At 74.0% G+C, this 12,670-nt stretch carries 12 protein-coding genes; 9 read left to right on the forward strand and 3 right to left on the reverse strand.

The annotated features are described in order from the left end of the window. Positions 1 to 21: 21 nt before the first annotated feature. The 4 genes from SM611_RS32085 to SM611_RS32100 all read left to right on the forward strand — a co-directional run bounded on the left by SM611_RS32085 (position 22) and on the right by SM611_RS32100 (position 3,994). Positions 22 to 459 carry a DUF6069 family protein gene (locus SM611_RS32085; RefSeq protein WP_371954073.1) on the forward strand — a complete coding sequence of 146 codons (438 nt, stop codon included), beginning with the start codon at positions 22 to 24 and terminating at the stop codon, positions 457 to 459. A 212-nt stretch (positions 460 to 671) separates the two neighbouring features. Then, positions 672 to 3,056 (forward strand): ATP-binding cassette domain-containing protein, encoded by a 2,385-nt coding sequence (locus SM611_RS32090; RefSeq protein WP_371954074.1) that lies wholly within the window; start codon positions 672 to 674, stop codon positions 3,054 to 3,056. Between the two features lie 63 nt (positions 3,057 to 3,119). Beyond that, on the forward strand, positions 3,120 to 3,578 hold the full coding sequence (locus tag SM611_RS32095) for a helix-turn-helix transcriptional regulator (RefSeq protein WP_443112153.1): 459 nt from the start codon (positions 3,120 to 3,122) through the stop codon (positions 3,576 to 3,578). 5 nt (positions 3,579 to 3,583) lie between these two features. Then, on the forward strand, positions 3,584 to 3,994 hold the full coding sequence (locus SM611_RS32100; RefSeq protein ID WP_371954076.1) for a VOC family protein: 411 nt from the start codon (positions 3,584 to 3,586) through the stop codon (positions 3,992 to 3,994). A gap of 76 nt (positions 3,995 to 4,070) precedes the next feature. On the opposite strand, the gene SM611_RS32105 is transcribed toward SM611_RS32100, so the two are convergent. The 3 genes from SM611_RS32105 to SM611_RS32115 all read right to left on the reverse strand — a co-directional run bounded on the left by SM611_RS32105 (position 4,071) and on the right by SM611_RS32115 (position 7,162). Next, entirely contained in the window at positions 4,071 to 4,610 is a 540-nt protein-coding gene (locus SM611_RS32105) for a DUF1062 domain-containing protein (protein ID WP_371954077.1), read from the reverse strand. A 269-nt stretch (positions 4,611 to 4,879) separates the two neighbouring features. Then, a complete protein-coding gene (locus tag SM611_RS32110; protein ID WP_371954078.1) occupies positions 4,880 to 5,617 on the reverse strand; it encodes a VOC family protein in 738 nt (245 codons plus the stop codon). Positions 5,618 to 5,890: 273 nt separating this feature from the next. Continuing rightward, entirely contained in the window at positions 5,891 to 7,162 is a 1,272-nt protein-coding gene (locus tag SM611_RS32115) for a tyrosine-type recombinase/integrase (RefSeq protein WP_371954079.1), read from the reverse strand. A gap of 118 nt (positions 7,163 to 7,280) precedes the next feature. Here SM611_RS32115 and SM611_RS32120 point away from each other — a divergent pair, with 118 nt between their 5' ends. The 5 genes from SM611_RS32120 (at position 7,281) to SM611_RS32140 (ending at position 12,662) form a co-directional block, all read left to right on the forward strand. Next, on the forward strand, positions 7,281 to 8,633 hold the full coding sequence (locus tag SM611_RS32120; protein ID WP_371954080.1) for a coiled-coil domain-containing protein: 1,353 nt from the start codon (positions 7,281 to 7,283) through the stop codon (positions 8,631 to 8,633). 366 nt (positions 8,634 to 8,999) lie between these two features. After that, positions 9,000 to 9,440, forward strand: coding sequence for a hypothetical protein (locus tag SM611_RS32125; protein WP_371954081.1), 441 nt, complete (start codon positions 9,000 to 9,002; stop codon positions 9,438 to 9,440). Further along, the gene (locus tag SM611_RS32130) at positions 9,401 to 9,823 is read left to right on the forward strand and encodes a TrmH family RNA methyltransferase (protein WP_371954082.1); all 423 of its coding nucleotides are present in this window, start codon (positions 9,401 to 9,403) and stop codon (positions 9,821 to 9,823) included. Before SM611_RS32125 ends, SM611_RS32130 begins: the two co-directional genes overlap by 40 nt. A gap of 160 nt (positions 9,824 to 9,983) precedes the next feature. Next, positions 9,984 to 10,838 (forward strand): hypothetical protein, encoded by an 855-nt coding sequence (locus SM611_RS32135; protein WP_371954083.1) that lies wholly within the window; start codon positions 9,984 to 9,986, stop codon positions 10,836 to 10,838. Between the two features lie 393 nt (positions 10,839 to 11,231). Continuing rightward, positions 11,232 to 12,662, forward strand: a complete 1,431-nt coding sequence (locus SM611_RS32140; RefSeq protein ID WP_371954084.1) for an MFS transporter — start codon at positions 11,232 to 11,234, stop codon at positions 12,660 to 12,662. The last annotated feature ends 8 nt before the right edge of the window (positions 12,663 to 12,670 follow it).

Below are 12,670 nucleotides of genomic sequence, written 5' to 3' on the forward strand. Positions count from 1 at the left end.
AACCGAACGAAGGAGACCGACATGTCTGGCGACACCCCCACCCGGCAGGCCCCCACCCGGCAGGCCCCCGCTCCCGGGACGCGCGCCCGGCGGGCGCTGGCGGTCGGCGCCGCCGCCGTCGCGGCCCTCGCGCTGTGGGCGCTGACCGGCCCGGTCCTCGGGCTCGACCCGGCCGCCGGGACCGGCGGGCGGACCGAGCCGGTCGGGGCGGGCATGGTCGCCGCCGCGGCCCTCGCCGCCGGGCTGGCCGGCTGGGCCCTGCTCGCCCTGCTGGAACGCGCCGCCCGCCGCCCCCGGCGCACCTGGACGGCCATCGCGGCCGTGTTCCTGGCCCTGTCGCTGGCCGGGCCGCTCGGCAGCGCCGCCGATGCCGCGTCCCTGGGCGTCCTGGCCGCGATGCACCTGCTGGTGGGCGCCGTGCTGATCCCCGGCCTCGGCCGCTCCGCCCGGACCCGCTGACCCGCCGCCCGAGCGCCCGGCGCCCCGGCGTCCGGCCGAGCCGATCAGGATTCGAGAAGCGCCCGCGGCGGCGCCCGGCTACCGTGGCGAGCGCGGGGGACGGGCGCCCCGGCGGGCGCCGCGGCCGGCGCCGCCGATCCGGCAGGGCGATCAGGTAGACAGTGACCGTTGCCGCGGCCGAGGGCCGCGACCGCGCGGGGTGAAGGAGAACGATGAGCAGGGCCACGAACAGCGACACGGGGGCGCCGCACGCCGCCGACAGCCACGACCTGATCCGGGTGCACGGCGCGCGCGAGAACAACCTCAAGGACGTCAGCATCGAGATCCCCAAACGGCGGCTCACGGTGTTCACCGGCGTCTCCGGCTCGGGCAAGAGCTCGCTGGTGTTCAACACGATCGCCGCCGAGTCCCAGCGGATGATCAACGAGACGTACAGCACGTTCGTGCAGGGGTTCATGCCGACGCTGGCGCGGCCCGAGGTCGACGTCCTTGAAGGGCTGACGACCGCGATCATCGTCGACCAGCAGCGGATGGGCGCCGACCCCCGCTCCACGGTCGGCACCGCCACCGACGCCAACGCGATGCTGCGGATCCTGTTCAGCCGGCTCGGGCGGCCGCACATCGGCTCGGCGCAGGCGTTCTCCTTCAACGTCGCCTCGATCAGCGGCGCCGGCGCCGTCTCCTTCGAGCGCGGCGGCAAGACCGTGAAGGAGCGGCGCAGCTTCAACATCACCGGCGGCATGTGCCCCCGCTGCGAGGGCACCGGGTCGGTCACCGACTTCGACCTGACCGCCCTCTACGACGACGGGCTGTCGCTGAACGAGGGCGCCCTCACCATCCCCGGCTACAGCATGGACGGCTGGTACGGCCGCATCTACCGCGGCTGCGGCCTGTTCGACCCCGACAAGCCCATCCGCAAGTTCACCGACGACGAACTGCACGACCTGCTCTACAAGGAGCCCACCAAGATCAAGGTCGAGGGCATCAACCTGACCTACGAGGGCCTCATCCCCAAGATCCAGAAGTCGTTCCTGTCCAAGGACCGGGCGGCGATGCAGCCGCACATCCGCGCGTTCGTCGACCGGGCCGTGACGTTCACCACCTGCCCCGACTGCGGCGGCACCCGGCTCAGCGAGGCCGCCCGCTCGTCCAAGATCGACGGGATCAGCATCGCCGACGCCTGCGCGATGCAGATCAGCGACCTCGCCGAATGGGTCCGCGGCCTGGACGAGCCGTCCGTCGCGCCGCTGCTGGCCACGCTGCGGCACACCCTCGACTCCTTCACCGAGATCGGGCTCGGCTACCTCAGCCTCGACCGGCCGTCCGGCACGCTGTCGGGCGGCGAGGCGCAGCGCACCAAGATGATCCGCCACCTCGGCTCCTCGCTCACCGACGTCACCTACGTCTTCGACGAGCCGACCATCGGGCTGCACCCCCACGACATCCAGCGCATGAACAACCTGCTGCTGCAACTGCGCGACAAGGGCAACACCGTCCTGGTCGTCGAGCACAAGCCCGAGGCCATCGCGATCGCCGACCACGTCGTCGACCTCGGCCCCCGCGCCGGCACCGCCGGCGGCGAGGTCGTGTTCGAGGGCACCGTCGAGGGGCTGCGCTCCTCCGGCACCCTCACCGGGCAGCACCTGGACGACCGCGCCGCCCTCAAGCCGTCGGTGCGCGAGCCGTCCGGGAAACTGGAGGTCCGCGGCGCCGACACCCACAACCTGCGGGACGTCGACGTCGACATCCCCCTCGGCGTCCTCGTCGTCGTCACCGGCGTCGCCGGCTCCGGCAAGAGCTCGCTGATCCACGGGTCGGTATCGGGACGCGACGGCGTCGTCGCCGTCGACCAGACCCCGATCCGCGGCTCGCGCCGCAGCAACCCCGCCACCTACACCGGGCTCCTGGACCCCATCCGCAAGGCGTTCGCCAAGGCCAACGGCGTGAAACCCGCCCTGTTCAGCGCCAACTCCGAGGGCGCCTGCCCCGTCTGCAAGGGCGCCGGCGTCATCTACACCGACCTGGCCATGATGGCCGGCGTCGCCACCGCCTGCGAGGAATGCGAGGGCCGCCGGTTCCAGGCCGCCGTGCTGGAGCACCGCCTCGGCGGCCGCGACATCAGCGAGGTCCTCGCGATGCCCGTCACCGAGGCCGAGGAGTTCTTCGGCGCCGGCGAGGCCCGCATCCCCGCCGCCCACAAGATCCTGCGGCGGATGGCCGACGTCGGGCTCGGCTACCTCACCCTCGGGCAGCCCCTCACCACCCTGTCCGGCGGCGAGCGCCAGCGGCTCAAGCTCGCCACCCACATGGGCGACAAGGGCGGCGTCTACGTCCTGGACGAGCCCACCACCGGCTTGCACCTCGCCGACGTCGAGCAGCTGCTCGGCCTCCTGGACCGCCTCGTCGACTCCGGCAAGTCCGTCATCGTCATCGAGCACCACCAGGCCGTCATGGCGCACGCCGACTGGATCATCGACCTCGGCCCCGGCGCCGGCCACGACGGCGGCCGGATCGTCTTCCAGGGGACGCCCGCGCAGCTGACCGCCGACCGCTCCACCCTCACCGGCGAGCACCTGGCGTCCTACATCGGCGCCTGACACGCCCGCGGGACGGGCCGTCGCGCCCGCCGCGGACGTGCCCGGTCAGAGCCGTATGGCAGGATTCCACAGGTGAGCAGCAGTCCCGACGCGGCGCAGCGCCTGCGCGACCTCGCGCGGCTGCGCCGCGTCCGCGACCGCATCGACCGCGACTACGCGCAGCCGCTGGACGTCGAGGCCCTGGCCCGCGGCGCGCACATGTCGGCCGGGCACCTCAGCCGCCAGTTCCGGCTCGCCTACGGCGAATCGCCCTACGGCTACCTGATGACGCGGCGCATCGAGCGCGCGATGGCGCTGCTGCGCCGCGGCGACCTCAGCGTCACCGAGGTGTGCTTCGCCGTCGGCTGCTCGTCCCTGGGCACCTTCAGCACCCGCTTCACCGAACTGGTCGGCGAGCCGCCCAGCGTCTACCGGCGCCGGGCCGCGGACGCCACGGCCGGCATGCCGTCGTGCGTCGCCAAGCAGGTCACCCGGCCGGTCAGGAAACGAGAAGCACCGGACCGGGCGCCGCAGCTAGCGTGACCGGCATGGGCATCACCATCCACGCCAGTTTCCTGCCGCACACCGACCCCGACGCCTCCCTGGCCTTCTACCGCGACGTCCTCGGCTTCGAGGTCCGCACCGACGCCGGATACGAGGGGATGCGCTGGATCACGGTCGCCCCCGCCGGGCAGCCCGGCGCCTCCATCGTCCTGGAACCGCCCGCCGCAGACCCCGGCGTCACCGACGACGAGCGCCGCACCATCACCGAGATGATGGCCAAGGGCACCTACGCCGGCGTCGTGCTGGCCACCACCGACCTCGACGACACCTTCGAGCGGCTGCGCGCCGCGGACGCCGAGATCGTCCAGGAGCCGGCCGACCAGCCCTACGGCGTCCGCGACTGCGCCGTCCGAGACCCCGCGGGCAACCTGCTCCGCATCCAGGAGCAGCACTGAACGACCCTCCCGGGCCGCCGAGCGCGGGCATGGTCCGGGGTGGAGCCGCGGCGGGCCGCCGCGGCTCCACCCCCGGTCAGTCCACGGGCATCACCGTGAAGGCGAACCCGGCGCTCGTCGTGCGGCGCAGCGGGACCTCGCACTTGATCCGGCGCAGGACCTCGCTCCTGCTGAGGCCCAGCCCCCGCGCGATGAGCCGGTCCGGGCGCACCGGCACCGGGTCCTCCAGGACGACCTCCACCCGGACCGGCCACGGCCCGTCCGGGCGCGGCGGCGGGGCGTCCAGCCGCCAGGCGCCCCGCCAGTCCAGGGCGAAGCGGTTGCGCCGGGCCAGCAGCGGATCCAGCAGCCTGGACGCCACCAGCTCCGGATCGTTCTCGCGGTAGCCGCGCAGGTCGGCCGGGTCGAACGACCTGACCGGCACCCGCTCGTGCACGGTGAGCTTGATCGTCCGATCGCACGACGAGCAGCGGACCAGCAGCCACACGTCCAGCAGCTTGCCGTTGGCGTTGACGCGGAACCTGCCCTCGCCGACGGCGGCCGACTCCGGCCCGCAGGCCGCGCACCGCAGCGACAGCAGGGGCAGCCCGGTCCGGCGCACGACCCAGGGCAGCACGATATGAGGTTGTGAAGACATGAGCTCTCAAGACCTGACACGAGGCCGATTGCGCGCGGCCTCGAACGCTGAGCGGCCGGGCGCGCGAGCGCGGCCCGGCGGAGCCGGCGCGAACGCCGGCTACAGGTGAGCGGAAGAAGGTGTCAGGTCTGAAGAGCAGGCGGGGTCACGCGGTCTCGTCCTCTGTCCTCGCGGCGATGGGCCGCAGGCAACCTACGGGACCGCGCAGCGAACCCTCAAACGGTTTTCCCGCCGGGGCGGGCGCGGCGTCAGCCCCGGCCGAGGACGCAGAACTCGTTGCCCTCCGGATCGGCCAGGACCGTCCACGGCACATCGCCCTGACCGAGGTCGAGGTCGGTGGCGCCCATGGTCCGCAGCCGGGCCACCTCCGCCTCCTTGTCCTCGACGGGGAAGGGCAGCAGGTCCAGATGCACGCGGTTCCACCAGGACCGCTCGGCGGGCGCGCGGATCAACTCCAGGTACGGCCCGACGCCCTCGGCGGAACGCATCGTCGCGTGGTCGTCGGTCGTCTCGTGCACGGTCCAGTCCATCGCCTCGCCCCAGAACCCCGCCATGGCCCGGGGCTCCGCGCAGTCGACCACCACCGCGGCGATCGGCCCGGTGTCCCGGTAGACCTCCCGGGGCTCCAGCACGCAGAACACGTTGCCCTCCGGGTCGGCCAGGACCGTCCACGGGACGTCCCTCTGGCCCACGTCCGCGGGCGTCGCGCCCAGGTCCTTCAGGCGGTCCACCAGTTCGGCCTGGTGGGCCGCGGAGGTCGTGGCCAGATCGAGGTGGACGCGGTTCCTCACCGTTCCGGGGTCCGGGACGGTGACGAGATCGATGCAGACGGCGGTGGGATCCGGCCAGTCGAATCCGACGGGCTCGAGGTTGGTCACCCCGGGCCCCTCACTGGAGGTGCCCCACCCGAGCGCCTCCGCCCAGAACCGGCCGAGTGCCGAGTCGTCCCGGGCCTTGAAGTTCACCTGAACAAGTCGCAACGCCATGGCGCCCCACCATATGCGCAGGCGGGCGAGTGCCCAGAACCGGCCGCGACCCCGCCCGACCCCGCCCGACCCCGCCCGACCCCGGCCACGACAGGCGCGGCGGCCGGGCGTCCACCACCGCTCCCAGTGAAAGGACCTGGTCGCGTGGGATGCGCGGCGCGGTTCTGAAGCCGGTGCCCATGGTGCAGGCGAGCGGGATGAACGCGGCGATCAGGACCTCGTCATGGGGGACGCCCAGTGCGGCGGCGGGTTCGCGTTCGAGGGCGCGGCCGGTCAGGTCGGATCACCGGTTCCGGTGCGGGTTCTGGTGCGGTGTGAAGCGAGGATGCGGGTGAGGTCGGTGACGGGGGAGGAGGCGAGTTTGTGGTTGGTGTCGTCGTAGCCGCGGGTGGTGCGGGGGTCGGCGTGTCCGGCCAGGTCCTGGACCTTGGCGAGGGGGACGTCGTTGCCGAGCAGGGTGGTGATGACCGTGCGGCGGCCGCTGTGCGGGCTGAGCCGGGACGCGGCGGGCAGCCCGGCGAGCGTGGCCTGGCGGCGCAGAATGTTGGTGACGTCGCGCTGGGTGAGGCGCTTGCCGCCGGCCTTGGCCCGGTCGTAGGGGTGTGGGGTGGTGACCAGCAGCGGTCCGGGCGGGCAGACGCCGTCCGGGCGCCGCTCGGCGCGGACGGTCAGGTAGGCGTCCAGGACGCGGCAGAGTTCGCCGTCCAGGCGGACGTAGTCGCGTCCGTCGGGTCCCTTGCCCTTGGCGGTGTAGCGCAGCACGCGGTATCCGGCTTCGGTGTCCAGGTCGCTCAGGTCGGCGCCGGTGAGCGCCGAGACGCGTAGCGCGGTGTAGAACAGCAGCGCGGTCACGGCCGCGTCGCGCCAGGCCGCCTCGGTTCCCTTCGCGACGGCGCGGCTTTCCGCGGTGTCGAGGAGTCGCGCGGTCTCGGCGACGCCGAGGGTGGGCGCCTTGCGGGCGGACGCGGCGATCTGCGCGCTGGTCGGGCGCTTGACCAGCAGGGTCGGGTTGCCGTCGGCGACGTCGTTGGACTGCAGGTAGGCGTACCAGGACGACACCGCCGCCAGCCGCCGCGCCTGGGTCGCGGCGCTGGGCGGGCGTGCCCGGCCGCCGACGGTGACGGTCATGGACGCCGTCCAGTCGTCGATGTCGGCGCGGCGCGCCGCCCGCGGGTCCAGCCCGGTGCGGGCGCAGTGGTCCAGCCAGCCGCCCAGGTCGCGGTAGTAGCCGCGGCGGGTCGCGTCGCTGCGCTGGCCGCGCAGCCATGCGGCGGTCAGCAGCCGCAGGCCGTAGCGGTCGCCGGGATCGTCGAGCGGCAGCGCGGGCAGTAGCGCGACGGCCTCCTCGACCGGGTCCTGCGCCGGTTCCCGGCCCGGCGTCACGGACGTCGGCGGAGCCGGCGCCGGCACCAGCTCGGTGGCTCCCACCGGGGTCTCCGGGGCCGGCCGCGGGTCGGCGCCCATGCCGCCCGCCACCGCGGTGCTCGGCTCACCCGCGCGGTCGTGTGTGGCATCGATCGCGGGCCGGTCGCCGCTGTTGATCATGCACACCAGGATAACCGTCATTATCCCGGAGCCTCAACGTCTTCACTCTTACGCGTTTCGCACGACGCGTTAATCATTAATCGCGTCGTGTAGTGAAAAAATGGCTATGGTGGGCCGGGTGAGCAGCGAGACGAGCAGCAAGAACGGCACCAGTGGCGACTCCGGGGACACCGCAGGCCGCGCGGTGGTCACGCCACCGGCCGACGGGGGCGGTACCTCACCCGCGCCCGCACGGGCATCACTCGGCGTGCCCCCGGGCGCCGCCGGATGTTCGGCCGGCGGCGTATCCCCGGCCGAGCAGGGCGGCCTGCCGCCCGGCAAGGCCGAGCCCCCGGCCGCTCCCGGCGTTGACGCCAACGCCGAGGTCGACGGAGAAGCGGGCGAGCATGCCGCGGCCGAGACCTCAGCGACGGCATCGGCGGGGGAGTGCGCCCTGGCCGGCTGCACCGAACCGCTCCCGGTCCGCGGCCGCGGACGGCCCGCCAAGTACTGCAGCAAGGCCCACGCCGACCAGGCCAGCCGGGACCGACGCGCGGCCGACGCCGCCGCGGTCGACGAACCGCTCCACCAGGCCGAAGCGCTCGCTCAGCGGGTACCGGAGTCCGTCAGCGCCCTGCAGGAGCAGCTGACCGCGCTGCAGGACTTCCTCGCCAAGGCCCAGGACGGAGCGCTCAGCCGGGTCCGGCAGGCCGAGGCGGAGGCGACGGCGGCCGGCCAGGCCGAGGCCGACGCCGACGCGCGCGCCCACGCCGCCGACCAGGCACGCAAGGAAGCGGTCGCCGCCGCCGAACAGGCCCGTGCCGCCCGGCGGGCCGCCGAGCAAGCCGCGGCCCGGGACCGCGCCGCCTTGGAGCAGGTCCGCGCCGACACCGCCGAGGCCGTCGCCGCGCATCAGAGCGCCCGCGACGCCGCTCGCGATGCCCAGGCCGCCGCCGAGGCGGCCCGCGACGCCAAGGCCGCCGAACTGCGCGATACACGCAGCGTCCACGAGCGAGAGCGCGCGCAGTGGGAAGCCGCCTCCCGCGCCCAGGCCGACAGGCTGCAGGCCCTCCGGACCGACCTGGCGCGCACCACCGCGGCACTGGCGTCCGCACGGGAAGCGCTGGCCAACGCCCACGGCGACACCCGCGCCCAGCAGACCAGAGCCGAAGCCGCCGAGCAGGCGCGCGACGAGGCGATCCGGCACGGACACGAGGCGGCCGCCCGCGCCCAGGCCCTGGAACGTCGGCAGGAAACCCTGGAGGCCGCCGCCGAGCAGGCCGCTCAGCAGCTGGCCGCCGCACAGAACGCGCTCGCCTCCCGCCAGGCCCTCTGCGACCGGCTCGAGACCGACCTTGCGGCCGCGCGCGCCGACGCCGCGGCGCAACGGGAGCGCGCCGCCCGCGCTGAGGCCGCCTCCGCAGGTCAGGACCGCCGCAGCCGCGCGGACGACCACGGCCTTGGGGAACATCGGCACGGCGGTCATCGGTGAGAACGATCATGGTGTGGCTGTAGCCGCTGGGAGGACGTTGACGCGGTTCTCGTACTCGCGGCGGGGCCTTGCGCTGTGCCGGGACCAGGGGTGCCCTGGGCTCTGCCGTCTGGAGGCCGGCAGCGTTCGAGGAGCTGGCGGTGGATCGCGGGCGCGGCGCTGACGCGCAGGGTGTGGCCCTGGCCACGCCGTACGGTCACGCCGTGATCGAGGTCGTGGAGGGGACGCCCACGACCGCCCGTAGTCCCTCGTCGCCACGGCGCGCTGTGTGGTGCCCTCAAGGAGGCGCAGCAGGATGCCCTGACCTAGATCGTCTTGTGGAAAGCTTGGGTGTTCGCTGACGGAAAGCGAGGACAGGAGCGTCCGGTGGGGGGTGCGTTGCGGGTTTCGCGGCCGAATGCGCGGTTTCAGCAGTGGGAGGCGCTGCTGCGGAACCGGAACAAGCGGCAGCGGGCGGGGGAGTTTCTGGTGCAGGGCGTCCGGCCGATCAGTCTGGCGGTGGAGCGCGGCTGGGCGGTGCGGGCGCTGATCTACGATGCCGAGCGGCCGCTGTCGCGGTGGGCGGCCGGGATGCTGGAGCGGGCCGGGGCCGAGCGGGTGGCGATGGCGCCCGAACTGCTGCGGGAGCTGAGCGGTAAGGACCAGGAGGTTCCCGAGCTGGTGGCGGTGGTCGCGCTGCCGACGATGACCTGTCGCGGATCGCGGTGGTGCCGTCGTTCCTGGGGGTGGTGTTCGACCGGCCGGCCGGGCCCGGCAACATCGGCACGATGGTGCGTTCGCTGGACGCGTTCGGCGGGGCGGGGTTGATCGTCACCGGGCACGCCGCCGACCCCTACGATCCGAAGGCGGTGCGTGCCTCCACCGGGTCGCTGCTGGCGGTGCCGGTGGTCCGTGTCCGTTCCCACCGCGAGGTGCTGGACTGGGTGCGGCGTGAGCGGACGGCCGGGCGCCCGCTCATGGTGGTCGGCACGGACGAGAAGGGTGCCGCCGACATCGCCGAGGTGGATCTGACCGGCCCGGTGCTGCTGGTGATCGGCAACGAGACCGCCGGGCTGAGCGCGGGCTGGCGGGAGGGCTGCGACATGATGGCGCGGATCCCGATCGGGGGTGCGGCCAGCTCACTCAACGCCGCCAGCGCCGCGACGGTCGCGCTGTATGAGGCCGTCCGCCAGCGCGCCCGCAGGTCCTAGGGGACGCCAGTGGCCTACCGTCCATCGCGAGACCGGCGCTTCAAAGACCCCGTTGACCCGCCCCGACCGGGCGGGCAGAGAATGGCGTCGAGGTCTTCGGAAGCGTAGACCACCTCGTCAACGACCCCCGGTGCACCCGGGGCCGTGCTGAGGGGAGCCGATGTCTCGCAGCGTGGTGCTGCTCTCCAGCGCGATCGTCGGTCCCGCGGAGTTCCTGGAGGTCGTCCGCGCGCTGGGCGGGGAGCCGGGTGCCGAGCCCGGCGGCGCGCCGAGCGGGGAACTGGAGCGCGACGAAGGCCGGATATGGGTGCATCCGTACGAACCGGACACGCTTCCCTACGGCCCGCCGCTTCTGGACGCCTACGCGCGGAAGTTGGGCGCGCCGCCGCGCTCCCGGGTGGTGGTCGAGTTCACCAGCGCCGCCGGGAGCGAGTGGCTCGTGGCCGAGTACGTCCTCGCCGTCGCGGATCGGTGGCCCGTGGTGGTGGACGACCTCGGTGAGCAGATCGTCGGGATGGAGGAGTTCCAGGACCGCCTGAGCGACCGGTACGGCGGCTTCTTCGTCCCGGACGCCTCGTATGACGCCGCGCCGGCGGCGGCACGGCGCCGGCGCGTCACGGACGTCACCCTGATCCTCCCCGCTGCGGTCGACCCCGGCGCCCTCAAGCGGCTGGCCCGGTCGCTCGGCGCGCGGATGGATCCCGACGAGCACACCGACGCGCTGCTGCAACGCGGCGCGGGCCGCGTCTGGCTGCGGCTGGACGAGCCGGGTGCGGCGCCGGTCGAGCCGGGCAAGGGGGACTTGCACCGCCGGGTCCTCGGCGACGCGCCCTACAACTCGGTGTCACTGGAGGTCCTCGACACCGGGGAGTCGCAGCCCCTCGCCGCGGAGCTCATCCAAGCGGCCGCGGCGCGCTGGCCCGTCCTCATACGCGGCGCGTCAGGCCGGGTGATGACCGCACAGGACGTCCAGGACCGGGTAGCCGCCGGCACGCACCCCGTTCTCGACCGCTAGAGGCTCCGTGTCCCTCGGCCGTCGCTGAACAACACCGAAGGTGCGGTGTCCGCCGTCTCGATGTCGGTGGATGCGGTCACCAGTGGGGCGGGGTAGTGGAGACAGGGCGGGGTGCAAAGGGCGGAGCCGGCGGCCGCCAGCCTTCGCCAGTTCCCGCACGCGCGGATCGCCGCGCGCCCGCTCGCTGAGCTGCCGCCACCGCAGCGCGTGGGCGACCAGGCCGAGCATCGGCGGCCGGGCGGCTTGACCTGAGAGCGGCATGCCCCGCATGATACATCCAGCCCGATTGATGCATCAAACCAGCTTGATGTATTTCGGCCGTTCTCCGCGCCCGGTTCGTCGGGCTGGCGGGGGAGAGCGGCCCGGGCGTATCGAGACGAGGGAGATCCGGTCATGGTCGAGGGGAAGGAACGTCCCGGCGGCGCGGGGACGCGGGAGGCCGCGCAGCCGGACCGGTGGTGGCTGGTGGTCGCCGCTGCGCTGGCGGTGTTCATGGCCTCCGTGGACATGAGCATCGTCAACGTCGCGCTGCCGGCGATCGAGCACGACCTCCAGGTCGCCCCCAGCCTGACCGAGTGGGTGGTGCTGGCCTATCTGCTGCCGCTGGCCGGTCTGGCGCTGCCGAGCGGACGCTGGCTGGACGGTGTCGGGCGGCGCCCGGCGCTGCTGTTCTCACTCACCGGGTTCGCGACGGCCAGCGCCGCGGCGGGCCTGGCGCCCGGCCTGGCCTGGCTGATCGGCGCGCGGCTGGCGCAGGGGGCCTTCGGCGCGCTGCTGTTCTCGCTGGTTCCGGCGCTGGCCACCGCGGCCGTCGGGCCGCGGGCGCGCGGCCGCGCGATGGCGGTGATCACCACCCTCGGCCCACTCGGGCTGATCAGCGGGCCGGGGCTGGGCGGCGTTCTCGTCGACGCGGCGGGCTGGTCGTGGATCTTCTTCGTCAACGTCCCGGTGAGCCTGCTCGTCATGGCGGTCGCCGTGCGCGCGCTGCCGCCCGGCCCCGCGCTGCGCGTCCCCGACCGCCGCTGGTTCACCGAGGCGGGGCTGCTGAGCGCGGCGGTCGCCGCGCTGCTGCTCGCGCTGTCGCTGACCGCCGAGGGGGGACCGGCCTGGATGCTGCTCGCGCTGCCGGCGGCGCCGCTGCTGGCGCTCTGGCTGCGCATGCCCGCAGGCGGCGCCGTGCGCGGCCTTCTCTCGGCCCCGGGGCAGGTGGGGCCGCATGTCGCCCTTGCCGCGGCCGCGACGGCCATCGGCACCGTGTTCTTCATCGCCCCCTTCTTCCTGCAACGCCAGCTCGGGGAGTCGGTGTCGGCCGCCGGCGCCACCCTGCTGCTCTTCCCCGCCGGCATGGCGGCGATGGGACCGGTCGGTGGCGTGCTGGGCGACTGGTGGGGCCCGCGCAGGACCGCCATCGCGGGTGCGGTGGTGTTCACCCTGGGCCTGGCCCTGCTGCTGCCCCTGGACCACTCCTGGGATCCCGCGGACCTGGGCTGGCGGCTGCTGGTGGCCGGCTGCGGAAACGGCCTGTTCAACGCCCCCAACATGGCGATGGCGATGGCACGCGCGCCGCAGCGGCTGCTGGCGACCACCGGATCCTCCACCAGTCTGGCCCGCACGCTGGGCTTCGCCCTGGGCCCCGCCCTGGCCACGCTGGTGTGGTCGGCCTCCTCCTACGGGCCCGCGGGAATGCGGGCGGCCCTCGCCGTGGCGACCCTGCTCAGCGCCGCGGCGGTCATCGCCCTGGTACGGACGCCGCCGCTCCCTGCCGCCGGCACGGCCGCCGGGCACCGCGCCGGGCACCGCGCCGGCGGCGACGCGACCACCTGACCGCCGGA

The organism is Actinomadura monticuli, assembly GCF_041463655.1.
GTDB classification, from domain to species: domain Bacteria; phylum Actinomycetota; class Actinomycetes; order Streptosporangiales; family Streptosporangiaceae; genus Spirillospora; species Spirillospora monticuli.